18 protein-coding genes are annotated in these 18,803 nt (G+C 62.0%); 11 read left to right on the plus strand and 7 right to left on the minus strand.

Going from position 1 to position 18,803, the window contains the following annotated elements; all coding sequences use genetic code 11:
* The 6 genes from NEZ08_RS04265 to NEZ08_RS04290 form a co-directional block, all read right to left on the minus strand.
* A partial coding sequence (locus tag NEZ08_RS04265; protein WP_298104027.1) for a ribulose bisphosphate carboxylase small subunit occupies positions 1-170 on the minus strand: 170 nt, incomplete at its 3' end.
* 15 nt (positions 171-185) lie between these two features.
* Positions 186-1,646 carry a form I ribulose bisphosphate carboxylase large subunit gene (locus tag NEZ08_RS04270; RefSeq protein WP_298103986.1) on the minus strand — a complete coding sequence of 487 codons (1,461 nt, stop codon included), beginning with the start codon at positions 1,644-1,646 and terminating at the stop codon, positions 186-188.
* A gap of 34 nt (positions 1,647-1,680) precedes the next feature.
* On the minus strand, positions 1,681-2,757 hold the full coding sequence (gene fba / locus NEZ08_RS04275; protein ID WP_298103989.1) for a class II fructose-bisphosphate aldolase: 1,077 nt from the start codon (positions 2,755-2,757) through the stop codon (positions 1,681-1,683).
* Positions 2,758-2,787: 30 nt separating this feature from the next.
* The gene (gene tkt, locus NEZ08_RS04280) at positions 2,788-4,833 is read right to left on the minus strand and encodes a transketolase (RefSeq protein ID WP_298103991.1); all 2,046 of its coding nucleotides are present in this window, start codon (positions 4,831-4,833) and stop codon (positions 2,788-2,790) included.
* Complete coding sequence (locus NEZ08_RS04285; RefSeq protein WP_298103994.1) at positions 4,830-5,705, minus strand: phosphoribulokinase; 876 nt, start codon at positions 5,703-5,705, stop codon at positions 4,830-4,832. Before NEZ08_RS04285 ends, tkt begins: the two co-directional genes overlap by 4 nt.
* A gap of 14 nt (positions 5,706-5,719) precedes the next feature.
* A complete protein-coding gene (locus NEZ08_RS04290) occupies positions 5,720-6,988 on the minus strand; it encodes a class 1 fructose-bisphosphatase (protein WP_298103996.1) in 1,269 nt (422 codons plus the stop codon).
* Between NEZ08_RS04290 and NEZ08_RS04295 the strand changes: the two genes are divergently transcribed.
* The 11 genes from NEZ08_RS04295 to NEZ08_RS04345 all read left to right on the plus strand — a co-directional run bounded on the left by NEZ08_RS04295 (position 6,926) and on the right by NEZ08_RS04345 (position 17,606).
* Positions 6,926-7,891: a LysR family transcriptional regulator gene (locus NEZ08_RS04295; RefSeq protein WP_298103999.1), complete on the plus strand. Its 966-nt coding sequence runs from the start codon at positions 6,926-6,928 to the stop codon at positions 7,889-7,891. The two genes, NEZ08_RS04290 and NEZ08_RS04295, sit on opposite strands and share 63 nt — an antisense overlap.
* A 276-nt stretch (positions 7,892-8,167) precedes the next feature.
* Entirely contained in the window at positions 8,168-8,488 is a 321-nt protein-coding gene (locus NEZ08_RS04300; RefSeq protein ID WP_298104002.1) for a hypothetical protein, read from the plus strand.
* Between the two features lie 444 nt (positions 8,489-8,932).
* The gene (locus tag NEZ08_RS04305; RefSeq protein WP_298104005.1) at positions 8,933-10,228 is read left to right on the plus strand and encodes an MFS transporter; all 1,296 of its coding nucleotides are present in this window, start codon (positions 8,933-8,935) and stop codon (positions 10,226-10,228) included.
* 127 nt (positions 10,229-10,355) lie between these two features.
* Entirely contained in the window at positions 10,356-10,667 is a 312-nt protein-coding gene (locus tag NEZ08_RS04310) for a hypothetical protein (protein ID WP_298104008.1), read from the plus strand.
* Positions 10,668-10,882: 215 nt separating this feature from the next.
* The gene (locus NEZ08_RS04315; RefSeq protein WP_298104011.1) at positions 10,883-11,134 is read left to right on the plus strand and encodes a hypothetical protein; all 252 of its coding nucleotides are present in this window, start codon (positions 10,883-10,885) and stop codon (positions 11,132-11,134) included.
* 332 nt (positions 11,135-11,466) lie between these two features.
* Positions 11,467-12,699 (plus strand): MFS transporter, encoded by a 1,233-nt coding sequence (locus NEZ08_RS04320; RefSeq protein WP_298104014.1) that lies wholly within the window; start codon positions 11,467-11,469, stop codon positions 12,697-12,699.
* A gap of 18 nt (positions 12,700-12,717) precedes the next feature.
* The gene (locus tag NEZ08_RS04325) at positions 12,718-13,587 is read left to right on the plus strand and encodes a dihydroorotate dehydrogenase electron transfer subunit (protein WP_298104016.1); all 870 of its coding nucleotides are present in this window, start codon (positions 12,718-12,720) and stop codon (positions 13,585-13,587) included.
* Positions 13,584-14,546 carry a dihydroorotate dehydrogenase gene (locus NEZ08_RS04330; RefSeq protein ID WP_298104019.1) on the plus strand — a complete coding sequence of 321 codons (963 nt, stop codon included), beginning with the start codon at positions 13,584-13,586 and terminating at the stop codon, positions 14,544-14,546. The genes NEZ08_RS04325 and NEZ08_RS04330 overlap by 4 nt, the downstream gene beginning before the upstream one ends.
* A 2-nt stretch (positions 14,547-14,548) precedes the next feature.
* The gene (locus NEZ08_RS04335; RefSeq protein WP_298104021.1) at positions 14,549-15,835 is read left to right on the plus strand and encodes a hydantoinase/carbamoylase family amidase; all 1,287 of its coding nucleotides are present in this window, start codon (positions 14,549-14,551) and stop codon (positions 15,833-15,835) included.
* A complete protein-coding gene (pyrC, locus tag NEZ08_RS04340; RefSeq protein ID WP_298104023.1) occupies positions 15,832-16,917 on the plus strand; it encodes a dihydroorotase in 1,086 nt (361 codons plus the stop codon). The genes NEZ08_RS04335 and pyrC overlap by 4 nt, the downstream gene beginning before the upstream one ends.
* Complete coding sequence (locus tag NEZ08_RS04345) at positions 16,914-17,606, plus strand: orotate phosphoribosyltransferase (protein ID WP_298104024.1); 693 nt, start codon at positions 16,914-16,916, stop codon at positions 17,604-17,606. The genes pyrC and NEZ08_RS04345 overlap by 4 nt, the downstream gene beginning before the upstream one ends.
* A gap of 1 nt (position 17,607) precedes the next feature.
* Here the strand turns inward: NEZ08_RS04345 and NEZ08_RS04350 are convergent, their stop codons facing one another.
* On the minus strand, positions 17,608-18,528 hold the full coding sequence (locus NEZ08_RS04350) for a helix-turn-helix transcriptional regulator (protein WP_298104025.1): 921 nt from the start codon (positions 18,526-18,528) through the stop codon (positions 17,608-17,610).
* Positions 18,529-18,803 lie beyond the last annotated feature (275 nt).

Raw genomic sequence — 18,803 nt, forward strand, 5'->3', positions numbered from 1 at the left:
TCGAACATCGGCAGGCCCCACATCTCCCAATAGGTGTTGCGGGGATGCGGGTCATCGGTGAACTCGATGTTTACCGCCCAGCCGTTGTCGAGGCAGTATTGGACCTGGCTCCCGATCTGCTCGTCGGTCAGATCGGGAAGGAACGAGAAGCATCCCTGGGTGATACGCATGGCAGAATTTCCTTTTCACATCGCGAGGCTGGGCGTGGGAACGAAATCGGGCGAGTCCGTCGATTCGTAATTAAAGGTGACGTCCTTCCAGACCTCGAGCGCCTCGCGCAGCGGCGTGCAGGAGAGCGCGGCCTTGGCGAGGATCTCCGGACCTTCGTGCACGTAGTCGCGCCCTTCGTTGCGCGCGAGAATCATGGCTTCCAATGCGACACGGTTGGCAGTAGCGCCCGCCTGAATGCCGCGCGGATGGCCGATAGTGCCGCCGCCGAACTGGAGCACCACGTCCTCGCCGAGCAGATCGAGCAGCTGATGCATCTGGCCGGCATGAATGCCGCCCGACGCCACCGGCATCAGCTTGTTCAGGCTGGCCCAGTGCTGGTCGAAGAAGATGCCGTGCTCGAGCCTCGTGGGATTGAAGTCCTCGCGGCAGACATCGTAATAGCCGCGTGTGGTGTTGGGGTCGCCTTCGAGCTTGCCGACCACGGTGCCGGCATGAATGTGATCGACGCCGGCGAGCCGCATCCACTTGGCAATGACGCGGAAGGACACACCATGGCTCCGCTGCCTCGTATAAGTGGAGTGGCCGGCGCGATGCAGATGCAGGATCATGTCGTTCCTGCGCGCCCATTTCGCCATTGACTGGATCGCGGTGTACCCGATCACGAGGTCGATCATGATGATGTTGGAGCCGAGCTCACGGGCAAACGTTGCGCGCTCGTACATGTCTTCCATGGTGGCCGCGGTGACGTTGAGATAGGTACCCTTGATCTCCCCGGTCGCGGCCTGCGAGCGATTGACTGCCTCCATGCAGTAGAGAAAGCGTTCGCGCCAATGCATGAAGGGTTGCGAGTTGATGTTTTCGTCGTCCTTGGTGAAGTCGAGACCGCCTTTCAGCGCCTCATACACGACGCGCCCGTAGTTGCGGCCTGAAAGCCCGAGCTTCGGCTTCACGGTCGCACCGAGCAGGGGGCGCCCGAACTTGTCGAGCCTCTCCCGCTCGACGACGATCCCCGTCGCCGGCCCCTGGAACGTCTTCACGTAAGCGACCGGAAACCGCATGTCTTCGAGCCGAAGCGCCTTCAGCGGCTTGAAGCCGAAGACGTTGCCGATGATCGATGCCGAAAGGTTGGCGATCGATCCCGGCTCGAACAGATCGAGATCGTAGGCGATGTAGGCGAAGTAGCTCCCCGGCGAATTCGGCACAGGGTCGACGCGATAGCACTTGGCGCGATATTTCTCGGCCGCAGTCAGGCGATCGGTCCACACCACCGTCCAGGTCGCGGTGGAAGATTCGCCAGCGACCGCCGCGCAAGCCTCGGTCGGATCGACGCCATCCTGCGGCGTCACCCGGAAGAGCGCGATGACGTCGGTATCCTTCGGCTCGTAGTCCGGCTCGTAGTAGCCCATGCGCTTGTATTCCATGACGCCTGACTTGTAGCGGTCCTTGCCGCGCACCGTGATCGACTCATGCTTCATTTGACTCTCCTTGCGTTTTTAACCACGGGGCCCATCAAGCCGCTGCCGTCATGCGCTCGCTCTTGAGCGAGCCTGAGCGATAGCGACGTGCCATTTCGGCAAGCGGGATCGGTCTGATCCGGCTTGCGTTGCCGGCCGTTCCGAACTGCTCGAAGCGCTCGCGGCAGAGATCGCGCAACGCGTCCATGGCGGGCTTCAAGAATTTTCTCGGATCGAATTCGCTTTTCGACTGCTGCGCCACCTTGCGGAAGGCGGCCGTCATCGCGAGGCGGCAGTCGGTATCGATATTGACCTTGCGAACCCCGTGCTTGATGCCGAGCACGATTTCCTCGACGGGAACGCCCCCGGTCTGGGGCATCTCGCCGCCAAAGGCGTTGAACAGGTCCTGGAGCGGCTGCGGCACCGACGACGATCCATGCATCACCAGATGCGTGTTGGGGAGCCGGCGGTGAATGTCCTCGACGACGTGCATGGCAAGAATTTCGCCGTCGGGTTTGCGGGTGAATTTGTAGGCGCCATGCGAGGTGCCCATCGCGATGGCGAGCGCGTCCACATCGGTGGCGCGGACGAATTCGACGGCCTGGGCGGGATCGGTCAGCAGTTGATCGTGGCTGAGCGCCCCTTCCGCGCCGTGGCCGTCCTCCTGTTCACCGGCCCCATGTTCGAGCGATCCGAGTACGCCGAGTTCGCCCTCGGCCGAGGCGCCGATCCAGTGCGCCATCTGCACGACGCGGCGCGTGATGTCGACGTTGTAAGCGTAGTCGGCGATACTCTTGCCGTCGGCCCTGAGTGAGCCATCCATCATGACCGAGGTGAAGCCATGCTGAATCGCGGTGGCGCAGGTCGCTTCGCTGTTGCCGTGATCCTGATGCAGGCAGAGGGGGATGTGCGGAAACATCTCGACCAGCGCGTCGATCATCCGCGACAGCATGATATCGCCGGCATAGGAACGCGCGCCGCGTGAGGCCTGAATGATCACCGGCGCGTCGACGGCAGCCGCGGCCTCCATGATCGCGAGGCCCTGTTCCATGTTATTGATGTTGAAAGCCGGCACGCCGTAGTGGCGTTCTGCCGCGTCGTCGAGCAACTGCCGCAAGGTGATTTTTGCCATCGTTTCACTCCAGACGTTTGCTTCCAGCCGTTAGGCGGGTATGGGGATCGTGGACGCTGCTTCCATGACCGCCCGCTCGGCGGCAACGGCCACCGCCTCGGCCGTGATGCCGAACTGCGAATAGAGCTCGCCCGCCGGCGCCGAAGCTCCAAAGCCGGTCATGCCAACAAATTCGCCGGTCTCGCCGATCCATTTGCGCCAAAGGCCCTCGACTGCCGCTTCGACGCCGACCCGCGGCGCCTGGCCGAGCACGCCGGCGCGGTATTTGGCAGGCTGCCGTTCGAACAGCTCGAAGCAGGGAGCTGACACCACCGCCGCTTGGAGGCCGCGCGCGCCGAGCAGCATGGCCGCTTCCACCGCGGTCGCGACTTCCGATCCGGTCGCAATTATTGTCACGTCCCGCCTGTGCTCAGGCTCGGCCAGCACATAGGCGCCGCGGGCTACCGGATTTTCCGGCGCAAATGGTCGATCCAGCAGGGGTAGGGCCTGGCGGGACAGGCACAGCACTGAAGGCTGATGCATCGCACGCAAGGCACAATCCCAGGCCTGCGCCGTCTCGACGGCGTCTGCCGGGCGAAACACGAGGAGATTCGGAATGGCGCGCAAGGACGCGAGATGCTCGACCGGCTGGTGCGTCGGTCCGTCTTCGCCGAGCCCGATCGAATCATGGGTCATCACATGGATGACGCGTACGCCCATCAATGCGGCGAGACGGATCGCTGGCCGGCTGTAGTCGGAAAACGCCAGGAAGGTGCCGCCGTAGGGAATGAATCCGCCGTGCAACGCGATGCCATTCATCGCGGCCGCCATTGCGTGCTCGCGAATGCCGTAATGGACGTAATTGCCGTCGAACGCTCCGGGCCGCACCGGTTGCTGCGCGCGCGTCAGCGTGAGATTGGAATGCGTCAGGTCCGCGGAGCCACCCAGCAAATTGGGTGAAGCTTTCGTGATCGCCTCCAGCACCTGTTGCGAAGCCTGGCGGGACGCGATCTTCGGCCGTTCCTTCACAAAACGAGATTCGATCTCGCGCAGGGCAAAATCGATGTCGCAGCCGGTTTCGCCCTTGAGCGCGCCGTCAAAATCCTTGCGCCCGAATTCGTCGCGCTGTTCCAGCCGCTCCATCCAGCGATGTCGGGCAATACGGCCACGGGCGCCGACCGCGCGCCACCGCGCCAGCAGTTCTTCCGGAATCTCGAAGGGCGGGTGCGGCCAGTGAAGTGCCTCGCGGGCCCTGGCGAGTTCGTCGCCGCCAAGAGGGGCGCCATGGACTTTTTCGGTGCCTTGGCGCGTCGGGGCGCCGCAGCCGATCACGGTTCGGCAGGCGATCAGCGAGGGGCGATTGGTTTCCCGTTCTTCGCTGATGGCATGGGCGATCGCATCATGGTCGTGACCGTCGATGCGTCGCACAGACCAGCCGGAAGCCAGGAAGCGGATCAGTTGATCGTCGGAGCAGGACAATGAAGTCGCGCCATCGATGGTGATGTGGTTGTCGTCGAACAGTACGATGAGGCGTGACAGCTTCAGATGACCGGCGAGCGAGATGGCTTCCTGGCCCAATCCCTCCATCAGGCAGCCGTCGCCGGCGATCACGTAGGTGTAGTGATCGACCAGGTCGTCGCCAAAACGCGCGTTCAGCATTCGCTCGGCAAGCGCCATGCCGACGGCGGTCGCTAGTCCCTGTCCGAGCGGTCCAGTGGTGGTCTCGACGCCCTCGGTATGACCGTATTCCGGATGGCCGGGCGTCTTCGAGCCCCACTGTCGGAAGCGTTTCAGTTCGTCCAGCGTCATCGTTTCAAAGCCGGTCAGATACAGCAGCGCATAAAGCAGCATCGAGCCATGACCTGCCGAAAGCACGAAACGATCGCGATCCGGCCAGCGCGGATCGGCGGCATCGAATTTGAGGAAGCGGGAGAAAAGCACGGTCGCGACGTCGGCCATGCCCATGGGCATGCCGGGGTGGCCCGACTTCGCCTGTTCGACGGCGTCCGCAGCAAGCAACCGCACCGCGTTGGCCATCGCGACCTGTGAAGGCACCGAGCGGAAGCTGTCGAGCGCGGCGGTGGAATGAACGGTCATAGCGAGCGCCTCTTGCGTTCGATGAGCTGCATGATCAGGGGGGTGAGAATGAGCTGCATCGCGAGATCGAGCTTCGAGCCGGGAATCACAATGGAATTGGCGCGCGACATAAAGCTGTGCGGGACCATCGACAGCAGGTAGGGGAAATCAATGCCGCGCGGATTTTTCAAGCGGATCACCACCATCGATTCGTCGGGCGTCGGGATCCAGCGGGCGACGAAGGGGTTCGAGGTATCCACCGTTGGAATGCGCTGGAAATTGATGTCGGTCTCGGTGAACTGAGGACAGATGTAATTCACATAGTCCGGCATGCGGCGAAGGATGGTGTCGGTGACGGCCTCGGTCGAATAGCCGCGATGCGACCTGTCGCGATGCAGCTTCTGGATCCATTCCAGGTTGATGACGGGCACGACGCCGACCTTGAGGTCGGCATGCTGCGCGACATTCACCGTTTCGGTCACCACGGCACCGTGCAGGCCTTCGTAAAACAACAGTTCGGAATCCTCGGGTATGGATGCCCAGGGTGTGAAGGTGCCCGGCTCGCCGCCGTACAGCGCCGCTTCCTCGGCGTCGTGCACGTAGTGGCGCGTCAATCCGGTACCGGACTCGCCATACTCGCGGAACGTTTTCTCGAGTGCTTCGAACAGATTGGTCTCCGGGCTGAAGTGGCTGAAGTGCCTGTTGCCGCGCTCGGCCTCTTCCGCCATCTTTTGGCGCATCTCGGCGCGGTCGTATCGATGAAACGCGTCGCCCTCGATGTAAGCCGCGCTCACCTGCTCGCGGCGGAAGATCTGCTCGAACGTCCGTTTCACCGACGTGGTGCCGGCGCCGGAAGAACCCGTGACGGAAATGATCGGGTGCCGTCGGGACATGCTCTGGCCTTCCTTCAGAGAAACAGCCCGCGGCGCGCAAACAACGGCGCGTCGCTGCTTTCAAACAGGGGCTGAACCCGCAAGTGCATCAGGTCGAGATCGCGCACCGCGCGGGCCGAACCCATGATCAGCGGCGTTCGCTGATGTGGCATGCGGGCCGAGAGTTCGAGAATGCGATCTCGTCCGGTCGAGGCGGCACCGCCCGCCCATTCCATGATCAGAGCGATGGGATGCGCCTCGTACAGCAGGCGCAGCCGTCCTTCGCGGTAGCCGCGGCGCGCATCGGCGGGATAGAGAAATACGCCACCGCGCACCAGGATGCGGTATGTCTCGGCGACTAGCGAGCCGATCCACCGCATATTGAAGTCTTCGCCATGCTCGCCCGTTGCGCCGAGCAGACATTGTTCGATGAAGGCCTGCACCGCGCCGTTCCAGTGGCGGCGATTGGACATGTTGATGGCGAACTCGGCGCTGTGCGCGGGGATACGGACCTTGCGCCGGATCAGGATGAATTCGCCTCTCGCGCGATCAAGCAAGAAAACCTCGACGCTGTGGTGAAGCGCAAGCACGAGCATCGTCTGCGGGCCATAGATGAAGCATCCGGCGGCCAGCTGCGTGGTGCCCGGCTCGAAGAACGCCGACAACGCGTCGCGCATGCGTGGCCGGATCGAAAAAATCGTGCCCGTCGAGATGTTGTTGGCAAGATTGGCCGACCCATCGAGCGGATCGATGGCGACACAAAACGCGGCTTCGGAATCGAGGATCTCCGGCAGTTCGGCTTCTTCAGAGACGATCGCGGCGACAGGTGTATTGTGCAGCGCGCGGCACATCAGCGCGTTGGCGGCGATATCCAGATCGATCTGCGTGTCACCGCCCGAATTGGTCCCACTCGCGCGGCCGTCGATGCCGGCGAGGGGACCGGCTGCGATCAGGTTGGCCAGTTCGACGGCCGCTTTGGCGAGGCCGGAGATCACCTTAGCCAGAGCATCTCCCTGCAGGGTGGAGGAGGCGGCGCCGCCGAGATACGCGTCCAACGTTGGGGGCTGGTGGTCCATTGGTTCGTTTCCTGCGGTGGCGCCCCTTTCAAGGAGGGGCTTTGCCTGATCACCCGCGCAGCCGGAGATCGTTGTGCGGGTCGCCGCTATGAAACGTCGGCATTGAGCAATAAGTAAAATTTCAATATCTTGGGTCTGGCCAAAGTCCTTCTTATAAAGGTCAGCATGGCAGTCCATTTTCGACGTGATCTGACGATCCGGCAGCTGCGTGCGCTCGGCGCCGTGCACACCATGGGCTCCGTCACCGCGGCGGCGCGCTCGCTCAACCTCACCCAGCCGGCGGTAACCTTGCAGCTTCGCAATCTCGAAGCTCTAGCCGGCCTTCCCTTGATTCAGCGAACTGGCGACGGCATGCGGCTGACCGATGCCGGCCGCGAAGTTATGGCGCTGAGCGAGCGCATCGAAGCGGCGCTGGTCGATTGCGAGCAGACGCTCGACATGATCGCAGGCCGCAGCGGCGGCCGCGTTTCGATTGCCGCAGTATCGACCGCCAAATACTTTGTACCCTTCGCGATCGCCGCGTTTTCCAAACTCCATCCGAAGATCAACATCGTGCTCAAGGTCGGCAATCGCGAAGATATCCGTCAGGCATTGCGGGGCTACGATCTCGATATCGCGATCATGGGCCAGCCTCCGCCTGATGTTCCGGTGGAAAAGCGGCTGTTGGGCGAGCATCCGCATGTGATCATTGCTGCTGCTGATCACTGGCTCGCCAAGGACTCGGGCCTTGCGGTTGTCGACTTGACCTATGAAACCTTCATCATGCGCGAGCGCGGCTCCGGCACGCGGATGCTGATGGAGCAGTTCTTTCAGGCCAGCGATCTCCAGCCGAAGATCGGCATGGAGATGGACAGCAACGAAACCATCAAACAGTCGGTGATCGCGGGGCTCGGTATCGCCTTTATCTCGCTGCACACCGTGGCGAGCGAGCTTGCTGACGGTCGGCTCGTCATTCTTGATGTGGCGGGCCTGCCGATCATGCGGCAATGGCATGCGGTGCGCCGGTCGGACAAGATGTTGCTTCCGCCCGCGCAAGCAATGCTGGAGTTTCTGGCCGAGGAGGGCCATCGGTATCTGCCGTCCGCTCAGTTCCTGCGGCCTGAACGCACTGTCCGCTTTACAGGCCTGTGACGCGCCCTCGTCGCAGCGAGGGATCATTCACAAAGATCGTTCCGTATTGGCTGCGACCGGGATCGGCTTCTCCGCCCGACAAGGTCTCGTTCACATGGTCCTTGAATTCTTGAGTGCTCGAAGTTGTTGTGCTGCCTTGATCACTCCTGGTGATCAGTGATGAACATGTCTTTCACGCTTGCGCGATGGGCGCACTACTAACCATCACTATTTTTAGTCTTCGGAACGCCGCTCGGTGCGCGGGATTGGTCGGCTGTCAGTAACGGAGAAAACTGAATGAACTTGACGAAAACGATCACCGCTGCGGCCATTCTCTCAGCTTCCATCGCGGGTCCCGCCTTCGCCCAGGATGCCGGAAATGTCGATAATGTGGGTGCGGCAAGTGGATCATATGTCGGCCCGGTGCCGCACGGGCGTTATGGGCGCGAAGCGCGATTGCAGAGGTTCTATCATTCGTACAATCAGGTGGGGCCGGCCGTTGTGGTACCCCCGCCGACAAGTCAGGCGTATCAGAATCTGGAAGGGTTCGGTTTCACGGGGAGGGATCCTTCTCGCGTGGGCGGCTACAACCCGAACTTGAACCCGTCCGGCAGCTAAGCAGTCAGGTCAGCTTTTGAATGCGCATGGTCCCGGAACGCCAGTTCCGGGACCGCTTGTTTTTTGCAGCGTTCCAGGTTTTGCGGCATCTCTGATCTCCTAACCGGATAGTACGCCCCTTCCTCAGCAGGCGTATTGGACGACCCATTGTCCAATGCGGCGTCAGTTGCCGGTGCGCTTGTCCGCCGCGACCACGCAGTTTTCCTTTCATCCACACGAAAGTTTTGGCGATCTTGAAATCGGCCGTAGAAAATGGGGTCGACGTGATAACCTGAGTTGATCGACAACGATCGATGGGCCTGATCACTGACAGGCCACCGCTCGCGTCGGCGAGGGTGCATCGGGGGGAGGCGTTGTCGCGACAGGAAAGACCGTTTATCGAAGCGGTTTGAAACACAGCACGGCATTCCTGCGCCGATAAAAAAATCTTCGGAGGAAACGTCAATGACGGCGAGGCAACTCGAGCAGATCGAAACGGCCGAGATCGAGGACACCAGTCTGCTGGCGTTCTACCGCGACATGGACCCGGCTGAACGTCGGACGTTCTGGGCCTGCAGCGCCGGTTGGGCGCTGGACGGCATGGACTTCATGATCTATCCGCTCGTGATCGGCTCAATCATCGCGCTTTGGAAGGTTGGCGCCGGAGCGGCGGGTCTTGCCGGAACGGTGACGCTGCTTTCCTCTGCGATCGGAGGATGGCTTGGAGGTTACCTTGCAGATCGGATCGGCCGGGTCCGAACGCTGCAATTCACCATCCTCTGGTTTTCATTCTTCTCGCTGATATGTGCCGTCGTGCAGAGTTTCGACCAACTGCTGGTCGCGCGCGCCGTTCTTGGCCTCGGGTTCGGCGGTGAATGGGCGGCGGGCGCCGTGCTGATGGGCGAGGCCATTCGCCCACAATATAGGGGCCGTGCAGTCGGCTCGGTGCAGTCCGGCTGGGCCGTAGGCTGGGGCCTGGCCGTTCTGGCCCAGGCGATCCTGTTCTCCGTGCTGCCCGGCGATATCGCATGGCGATGGATGTTCGCCGTCGGTGCGCTGCCGGCACTGCTCGTGTTCTATCTGCGGCGCTATGTGACCGAGCCGGAAATTGCCACCGACACACGAAGGAAACTTGCGGAAAGCGGCGAGCAACCGCCGCTGTGGGAGATCTTTTCGGCTCCCATCTTGAAGACGACTATCCTGGCATCGTTGATGGCCACGGGAATGCAGGGCGGCTACTATGCCGTCACCTTCTGGGTGCCGCGCTTTCTGACGACCGAGCGCCATTTGTCGATCGTCTCTTCAACCGGCTACCTCTCGGCTTTGATCATCGGCTCCTTCATCGGCTATCTGGTGGGCGCGTGGCTTGCCGATCGCCTCGGCCGCCGCAATCTGTTCCTGATCTTCTCGCTTGGCGCCATCGTAGTGGTGTTGTTCTACACTCAACTGCCGCTCAACAATGACGCGCTGTGGGTCCTCGGCTTTCCTCTGGGCTTTTTCGCCTCCGGATATTTCTCGGGCATGGGCGCCTTCCTCACCGAGCTTTATCCCACGCGGCTGCGCGGCTCCGGTCAGGGCTTTTGTTACAACTTCGGCCGCGGCATCGGTGCGCTGTTCCCTTATCTGGTGGGGTCTCTCTCGACCACGACGACGCTTGCCAATGCGATCGCGATCTTTTCGGCTGCCGCCTATGGCGTGTTCTTTCTTGCAGCCTTCGCACTGCCGGAGACCCGCGGCCGCGTGTTGCACCCCGACGCGTGACCGTCGACTTCATGACAGGGGCGGATTGGGCGGTGATCCCACGCCGCGATTGAGCGGCAAGGGCTATCGGTCGGGAACATTCGCCTTCCGGCTCGGGTTATCCCGGGTCAATCGAAAGGCATATGCCATGAAGCTCCGCACGCCTGTGGTCTTCCTGTCCGCGATCCTCGCTATTTCGACGGGCTTTGCTTACGCGCAAGGCAATCCAAGTGGTCGTGGAGCGATAACGGGCGATCCGGCGGCGAGCTCGGCGAACCCGGGAGCGGCTCCGAAATCGGACACGACCACGGGCAGTGCGCGGTCAAATCCCAGCGGGAGCGGCACATCGACCTCGGGCGGCCGCGATGCCAATGGGGATGCCGGCCGCGACACCATGCCGGATTCCAATCGCAGCGTCCGGCCGCTCCAGGATCAGCATAAGCCGAACGGGATTCGCTGAGGTCGCGCCCTCATTCGTCTGGGAACCGGGCCGTGGGCTTCAGGGGAACAGTCGTTGGGACCGAGTGCCCGCTTTCCCGACCAGCGGAGCCATGCTGAAAATGGCAGAGAACGCCAACTCGCTAGCGCGCTGCTCCAGGTTCGGGTTCCATCGGAACGATTCCTCACGGGTTCGTGTTGGCAGGAGCGGGGTGTATTCGAGAGGAGGAGTATCAGATGACACTGATCGGCAAGAGTTTGCTCGGCGCGGCAGCGGGCGCAGGATTGCTCGCAATGTCCAGCGTGGGCGCGTCTGCGGCAATTGCCTGCTCGGGTGATGTGTGCTGGCACGCGCACGAACATTTCGACTATCCGCCGGGAGCGAGAGTGGTTGTTCACGAGGACGATTGGCGTCCTGGTCCGCGGGTCATTTTCCGCGAGCACGAGGGCCGCGGATACTGGCGAGGCGATCGCTGGGTCGCGTGGTAATTTGTCCCGATTGCGTTCAGTTTGTGGAGGCTGCCCACTGAGGCAGCCTCCTTTTTTGTATGTCGGCACTAATCGAGACTGAGTAGGATGATTGGGCACGCGTGTCCTGAAACGATGATGCCTGCTGCCTTTGCCGGGGTGATTCAGCTCTCATAGCGCGAGCTTCGAGGGGCCGGCCTGCAGCGAAATCCAATTAATGAGACAAAGTAAAAACCGAGATATCCAGCGCAGCGTTTCGGAAATGTATAATTTTTTAGACTAATATTGTAATTGATACGAGCTTGTGACAAGCTGTTAGCCGTCGGGCAAGTTCGAGCCAGAGGGGGTGTCACATGAGTATCACGGCTGACCGCATTGAGGATGTTCCGGCCGCAGTCGACAGCAACGCCTGGAAGGCGCTGCTGGGGTCGGCGCTTGGCTATGGGATGGACGGATTCGATCTTCTTATCCTCGGATTCATGCTGCGGGCGATCGCAGCGGATCTCGGTCTGACACAGGCGCAATCGGCATCCCTGGTGACTGCCACGCTGATCGGCGCGGTGCTCGGCGGCATCGGCTTGGGCATGCTCTCAGACCGTCTTGGGCGCGTGCGCGTCCTCACTTGGACGATCGTCTTGTTTGCGGTGTTCACCGGCCTTTGTGCGTTCGCGCGAGGGTACTGGGATCTCTTGCTCTACCGCACCATTGCCGGCATTGGCCTTGGCGGCGAATTCGGGATCGGAATGGCGCTGGTGGCGGAGGCCTGGCCGGCGTCGAAGCGCGCCCGCGCTTCTTCTTATGTCGGTCTTGGCTGGCAGGTGGGCGTGTTGGTTGCCGCTCTCGCGACGCCATTGCTTCTGCCGGTGATCGGATGGCGCGGCATGTTCGCGGTCGGCGTGTTTCCGGCGGTTGCAGCCTATTTCATTCGCGTCTCGCTGCATGAGCCCGAATTGTTCGTCGAGAAGTCGAAAGACCGGCCAAAGGAATCGTCACTGCGATTGCTCGTCAAGGACGGCGACACGGCCAAACTCAGCCTCGGCATGGTCATTCTCTGCTCGGTGCAGAACTTCGGCTATTACGGCGTGATGATCTGGTTGCCGAATTACCTGTCAACCCGCTTCGGATTCGCGCTGACGAAGTCGGCAGTGTGGACTTGCGCCACGCTCGCGGGCATGGCGCTCGGCATTTTCTTGTTCGGCCATATCGCCGATCGCATCGGCAGGCGGCCGGCTTTCTTTACCTACATGTTCGGCGCGGCCGTCATGGTGCTGGTCTATTCGCGGCTGACCGATCCGATCGAGCTTCTCGTGGTCGGTGCGATCATGGGGTTCTTCGTCAACGGCATGCTGGGCGGCTACGGGGCGCTGATCAGCGAATTGTTTCCGACCGCGGCGCGCGCCACGGCCCAGAACGTGCTCTTCAATATCGGCCGCGGCGTCGGCGGATTTGGCCCTGTCGTCGTGGGCGCGATCGCATCCGCCTATTCGTTCGAAACCGCGATTGCCATGCTCGCGGCGCTCTATGTACTCGATCTGTTGGCGATGTGGCTTCTGATCCCCGAGCGGCGTGGCGCCCGGCTGACGTGATGTTGGATGAGAGGGACTATGTCACTCGACCATTCATCGGTGACGATGCAGCCGGCGGCAGCGCCGTCTGCACCTCCGCCTGTGCCATGGAAGCCCAGTATCGTCGCGGAGGTAGCCAAAGTCGTCGCCAACACGGCCGTCAATGCCGAGTACCGTCACCTGGTCGTTGATTGCAGCGAGATCGCGGCCTCGGCGCGACCGGGACAATTTTTTCAGTTGCTCTGTCCGCATCCGGTCGGAGAGCAGCCGTTCCTTCGGCGCCCGATGAGTCTTTATGGCGCCGATCGGACCAGGCGCCGGGTCGAATTCCTGTACAAGGTGACGGGCGCGGGCACGCGGGGGCTCGATACCATCGAGAAGGGCGGTACTCTCGACATCATGGGGCCACTAGGCCAAGGCTTCACGCTCGATTCCAAATGGCGGCACGTCGTGGCGATCGGCCGCGGCGCTGGACTGGCGACGCTGGCGCCGCTCGCCAAGGCGGCGAAAGCCAACGGCACCAAGGTGACCGCGATTTTGAGCGCGCGGCGTCCCGAGCTTCTGGTTTCCGTCGATATCTTCAAGCGCCATGGCGCCGACGTCGTGCCTGTTACCGATTCCGAGCAGACGAGTGGACCGGGCAATGTGGAGCGCATCCTGCGCGGTCTGATCGCGGAAGGAAGATGCGATGCCTTTTTCACCTGCGGCTCGATCCGGCTGATGCGCGTGCAGCAGCGGCTTGCGATCGAGTTCGGCCTGCCCGGGCAGGTCGCGATGGAGCAGCAAATGGCGTGCGGCATCGGCCTTTGTTACTGCTGCGTACGCGACTTCAACGTCGCCGGTGAAATCGTCAATCGCAGGGTCTGCTGGGACGGTCCGGTCTTCGATCTGTTGGAGGCGCTGCCATGATCGGCCCCTTCTCGATCGACCTCTCCGTCGAAGTCGGCGGGATCAAGCTTCGCAATCCGGTAATGCCGGCCTCCGGCACCTTCGCGGAGGGGCTCGAAAAAGTGATCGACTTCAACCGGCTCGGAGCCCTCGTGACCAAGACGGTGACGCGGGAACTACGCGCTGGAAATCCGCTGCCGCGCGTGGTCGAACGGCCGGGCAGTCTGATCAATGCAATCGGAATTCCCTCAAAGGGCGTGCCGCACTTCATTGAGAAGATCATTCCGCAATATGCCGCCTACGATCCGCCTTTGGTGGTCAGCATTTCCGCGCCGACGGCGGAGGGATTCGCCAGTCTCGCGGCCGAGCTGACATTGCCGGGCGTTTCAGTCATTGAAGCGAATATTTCCTGTCCGAATATCGAAGAGGACGGCAAGGCCTTTGCGATGCGCGCGGAGTCTGCCGAGAAAGTAACGCGGCAGTTGCGCTCCGCCACCAAATTGCCGCTGTGGGTCAAGCTGACGCCCAACACCGGCGAAATCGCCGAAGTTGCGCGGGCAGTGGAGGGCGCCGGAGCAGATGCGGTCGTGGTCGCCAACACATTTCTGTCGATGGCGATTGATTTGAAGACATTCAAGCCGTGCCTCGGCAACATCATGGGCGGACTGTCGGGGCCTGCGATCAAGCCGATCGTGGTGCGGCAGGTGTTTCAATGCGCCAAGTCAGTCAAAATTCCGATCATTGGCTGCGGCGGCATTTCTTCGGCTGAAGATGCAATCGAGTACATGCTCGCGGGCGCGAGCGCCGTTCAGGTCGGCACCGCTACCTTCCTTCAACCGGCGGCGATGGTCAGCATCATCGACGGCATCGAGATGTTCTGTCTGCAACGCGAGATCAGCAGCGTGACCGAGCTTGTTCATGGTGTCGTCATCGAGGAGGCCGACGATCAGGATCTTGCCTGGCTCAGTCCACCGACATGACGATGCGGGGTGCTCATCACCGTAATGTCTTCGTCGATGACGCGGCCGATCGATCGCTGGCGGTGGAATTATTTGATGCCTTGCGCCAGGCTTCGTTCGACGGTGTCGGCATCACGCGCGAAAGCTACAGCGGGCGCGAATCTGCCGCGCTCGACATCGTCGAGGCAAAGGCGCGCGAATTGGGCTTGGAAACGGCCCGCGACGCCGGCGCCAATCTGGTGGTGACGCTTCCCGGCAGCGAACCGGATCTGCCGTTCCTCGCCTGCGGATCGCATCTGGATTCAGTGCCGCAGGGCGGGAACTTCGACGGCGCCGCCGGCGTCATTGCAGGCCTTGCCGTCCTGGCGCGTTTGAAGCGGGACGACATTACGCCGCGGCGAACCATCAAGTTGTTCGGTCTGCGCGGCGAAGAGAGCTCCCGTTTCGGCAAGGCCTATATGGGTTCGCTCGCGCTGTTTGGAAAGCTAGCCTCGGAAGACTTGAAGGTCACTGACCGCGACGGCCGGACGCTTGGAGAGTGCATGCGCGCCGTCGGCGCCGATGTCGCGCGCATCGAAAGTGGCGAGCCGCTGCTCGATGCCGGGCAGGTCGCCGCCTGGATCGAACTCCATATCGAGCAGGGGCCGGTGTTGTTAGCGCGGGAGCTTCCGCTCGGCATCGTAACGGGCATCCGCGGCAATGTACGGCATCGGGCGGTCCAATGTATCGGCGAGGCCGGGCATTCCGGTGCCGTGCCGCGCTGGCTCAGGCACGACGCGGTGTTTGCGGTGGCGGAATTGATGACTCATCTCGACCGGCATTGGCGTACGCTGTTGGAGCGTGGGCGGGACGTCGTGGTAACATCGGGCGTTTTCGGAACCGATCCCGCGGAACATGCGATCGCGCGCATTCCGGGAAAGGTGTCGTTCAGCTTTGAGGTGCGTAGTCAGAGCAGGGAGACACTCGAAGGATTCTACGATCTGTTCCGCTCCGAATGTAACCTCATTGCCGAAGAGCGCGGCGTGGAGTTCGTTTTCGACCGCCGCCTCGAATCTGCACCGGCAACGATGGATGTGGATTGGGTCGGGCGGCTGCGCAAATCCGCGCGGGCGCTTGGCTTGCCGGACGAAGAGATTCCGAGCGGCGCGGGGCACGATGCGGCGGTCTTTGCCAATACCGGTATTCCAAGCGCCCTGGTGTTCGTCCGTAACGAAAATGGCTCGCATAACCCGAAAGAGGCAATGAATCTGGGTGATTTCGTCGCCGGAATCGCGGTAATGCGGGCTGCGATCGAGGAGGCCATCCAATGAGCGTGACCGAACTGTTCGAAAAGGCGGCGCCCAGGCGCGTCGACAGGATCACGATCCGCAGGCCCGACGATTTTCACGTCCATCTGCGCGACGGGGCGATGCTCAAGGCGGTGCTGCCGTTCACCGCTGCGCAGTTCGCCCGCGGCGTTATCATGCCCAATCTCGTGCCGCCGGTCACGACCGTCGCGGCAGCTACGGCCTATCGCGAGCGCATTCTGGCAGCGCGTGCCGCGACGTCCGATTTTCAACCGCTAATGACCTGCTATCTCACTGACGCAATGTCGCCGGATGAAATCGCAAAGGGCTTTATGGAGCGCGTCTGGGTTGCCGCGAAACTCTATCCGGCCGGCGCCACCACCAACGCACATCACGGGGTGACCGACATTCCAGCCCTTGCGCCGGTCTTCGAGCGGATGGAAAAGATCGGTATGCCGGTCCTGATCCATGGCGAGGCCACCGATCCGGCGGTTGATATCTTCGATCGTGAAGCGGTGTTCATGGAGCAGAGCCTGTTGCCGATGCGCAAACGGCATCAAGGCCTGAAGATCGTCATCGAGCACGTCACAACCGCAGAGACCGTTGATATTGTTCGCGCCCATCGTTCGCATACCGCCGGGACGATTACGCCACATCACCTCGTCATCAACCGCACTTCGCTGTTTCAGGGCGGCTTGCGTCCGCATCTTTATTGTCTGCCGGTCGCCAAGCGCGAACGACATCGTCTCGCGCTGCGCAAGGCGGCGACCTCGGGCGACACCTGCTTCTTCATCGGCACCGATACCGCGCCCCATCGTCGCACCGCCAAGGAAGCAGAATGTTGTTCAGCCGGGGTGTTTGGCGGAGCTACCGCACTTCAGACCTACGTCCAGGTATTCGACGAGGAGGGCGCGCTCGATCGCTTCGAGGCTTTTGCCTCGGTGAATGGTGCGATGTTCTACGGTCTTGAACTCAACCGTGGCACGATCTCCCTCGAACGGCGCGAGCAGCCGGTGATGGCCGCAATTGCGGTAGAAGATACCGAAGTCGTAGTGTTTCAGGGCGGCGAGAGGTTGCCGTGGTCGGTCGGCGAGGTCTTGCCATGACGGACGACGCAATCAGACGGGAGATCGGCAGCGAAGTTGCACGGCTCCTGTTTGAAGGCGGCGCCATCCACGTGAGCCGGCAGCAGCCGTTTATTCTGGCAGCCGGCTGGGCGAGCCCCGTTTATGTCGACGTACGTGTCATCCTCGGCGATCCTGCGTTACGTCAAGCGATGACGCAGCTCGCGGTCCGGTATGTGAATGCGATATTGAGGAAAACCCCGATCGATGCGATCGCCGGCGCAGAAACCGCAGGCATCCCATTTGCCGCCTGGCTCGCCGACAGGCTCAATGTGAGAATGCGTTACGTCCGCAAGCGCCCACTTGGCATCGGTCGCAACGCGCAGGTTGAGGGTGGCGAGGTCGACGGCCTCAACGTGTTGCTGGTCGACGATCTCACCACGGATGGCGGCAGCAAGCTGAATTTTGCGCGGGGGTTGCGCGCTGCCGGGGCTATCGTCGGACACGTGCTCACCATATTCTATCATGGCGTATTTCCCGGTGCGGCTGAAAGGCTTGCGCAGGCCGGCCTGACATTGCATCCGCTCGCCACCTGGGCCGACATCCTGCGTTCGCCGGCGGCCGGGAAAATTTCACAGCAGGATCGCGCTGAGATCGAGAGCTTCCTCGCCGACCCTGTCGCCTGGTCGACGCGGCACGGCGGCCGCTCCAAGCTGGCCGCTCGAAGCTGAATCACGACGCCTTTCGTGCCGGCAATCGCATTGCCGACCGATCCAGGATCATGCGCAGCTGATGAGCGGCCTCACGTCCCTTGTAAGCGCGGCGCCAAAGCTTGTCGACCAGCTGCTCATAGAGGCGTACCGGCTCTTCGTCGGCAGTCAGCATGGCAACGCCCGTACGGATGTTCGGCAACTCGCCGCCAAGTCGGAACGGACTGAGGCCCAGCAGGGTGCGCTCCGAAGTGCGGAACAGCTGGAAGGTGATGTTCGGCAACGGTTCTTCAATCAGGCCGATCTGAATTCCCATCGGCTCCTGCTCGATCAGCTTGATCAGATGCTCCACCTCGGCGCGTGCAGCGAGCCGCCGCTCGATGATCTCGTTTGCGGCGAGGTCAAATCGGCCGACGAGGCCGAGCTTCAGCCAGCGTTCGATCTCCGGCATGTTGACGAAATTGACGACGCTCAGATGCCGGCGGTCGCGCGCCTGCTTGCGTTCCTCGAGCACATTGATGATCGCGTCGATCTCGGTCTCGTAGTCCTTGCCCTCCTCGGCATAGGAGGGTGCAGCCTCGATCAGCGTCTGCTTGAGCTGGCGTCCATAACTGTCCGAGGTCAGGAGATAGGACAGCGGCGGGAAGTGGGCGATGACCTGTTCGGACTTTTCCTCGATCTGCCGCATCCGCTCGAAATAGCTGGTCGCGTTGGCGTAGTACTCCACCCCAAGGCCGAGCAGCGAGCCGACCGAGGTTTCCAGAACGCTGGCAAGCCGATCGAGCGTTTCAATCTTGACGACCTCGCCGGCTTCGATCCGGTACACCGCGGCGCGCGATAGGCCCAGCCGTTCAGCCACCTGTTCGGCTGCCAATCCGCGGCCCATGCGGTAGGCGCGCAGCCGCTCCCCGATCTCGGCAAAGCGGTTGCTGATGACGCTCATGCTCGCCCCTTGTCTCGATCGTCTCATATTTGAGACACAGGCGTACATGATTTTCGACGCTCAGGGAAGCCCCAATTCCTGTCCGCCGGCAGGTCGCCGGAAGACCACGGAGGGCGGTCGCGGCCGCTCAGACGAGATCGACGGAAGCGATCTTATTCAGCGCATCAATCTGCTGATCCGGTGCGAGCGTGATTGCGTTGTCAGCATCGCGCACCACCGCAAGTAATCGCTCGAACGTCGTTTCTGCAACGCCTGCCGGAAGCGGCTCCTCATCA

Origin of the sequence: Bradyrhizobium sp. (assembly GCF_027451485.1) — a bacterium.
Lineage (GTDB): Bacteria > Pseudomonadota > Alphaproteobacteria > Rhizobiales > Xanthobacteraceae > Bradyrhizobium.

Bases quoted from the DNA above. Each gene is read 5' to 3' on its own strand.
- NEZ08_RS04270 (WP_298103986.1), bottom strand. From the start codon at position 1,646: ATGAAGCATGAGTCGATCACGGTGCGCGGCAAGGACCGCTACAAGTCA.
- fba (WP_298103989.1), bottom strand. From the start codon at position 2,757: ATGGCAAAAATCACCTTGCGGCAGTTGCTCGACGACGCGGCAGAACGC.
- tkt (WP_298103991.1), bottom strand. From the start codon at position 4,833: ATGACCGTTCATTCCACCGCCGCGCTCGACAGCTTCCGCTCGGTGCCT.
- NEZ08_RS04285 (WP_298103994.1), bottom strand. From the start codon at position 5,705: ATGTCCCGACGGCACCCGATCATTTCCGTCACGGGTTCTTCCGGCGCC.
- NEZ08_RS04295 (WP_298103999.1), top strand. From the start codon at position 6,926: ATGGCAGTCCATTTTCGACGTGATCTGACGATCCGGCAGCTGCGTGCG.
- NEZ08_RS04300 (WP_298104002.1), top strand. From the start codon at position 8,168: ATGAACTTGACGAAAACGATCACCGCTGCGGCCATTCTCTCAGCTTCC.
- NEZ08_RS04305 (WP_298104005.1), top strand. From the start codon at position 8,933: ATGACGGCGAGGCAACTCGAGCAGATCGAAACGGCCGAGATCGAGGAC.
- NEZ08_RS04310 (WP_298104008.1), top strand. From the start codon at position 10,356: ATGAAGCTCCGCACGCCTGTGGTCTTCCTGTCCGCGATCCTCGCTATT.
- NEZ08_RS04315 (WP_298104011.1), top strand. From the start codon at position 10,883: ATGACACTGATCGGCAAGAGTTTGCTCGGCGCGGCAGCGGGCGCAGGA.
- NEZ08_RS04320 (WP_298104014.1), top strand. From the start codon at position 11,467: ATGAGTATCACGGCTGACCGCATTGAGGATGTTCCGGCCGCAGTCGAC.
- NEZ08_RS04325 (WP_298104016.1), top strand. From the start codon at position 12,718: ATGTCACTCGACCATTCATCGGTGACGATGCAGCCGGCGGCAGCGCCG.
- NEZ08_RS04330 (WP_298104019.1), top strand. From the start codon at position 13,584: ATGATCGGCCCCTTCTCGATCGACCTCTCCGTCGAAGTCGGCGGGATC.
- NEZ08_RS04335 (WP_298104021.1), top strand. From the start codon at position 14,549: ATGCGGGGTGCTCATCACCGTAATGTCTTCGTCGATGACGCGGCCGAT.
- pyrC (WP_298104023.1), top strand. From the start codon at position 15,832: ATGAGCGTGACCGAACTGTTCGAAAAGGCGGCGCCCAGGCGCGTCGAC.
- NEZ08_RS04345 (WP_298104024.1), top strand. From the start codon at position 16,914: ATGACGGACGACGCAATCAGACGGGAGATCGGCAGCGAAGTTGCACGG.
- NEZ08_RS04350 (WP_298104025.1), bottom strand. From the start codon at position 18,528: ATGAGCGTCATCAGCAACCGCTTTGCCGAGATCGGGGAGCGGCTGCGC.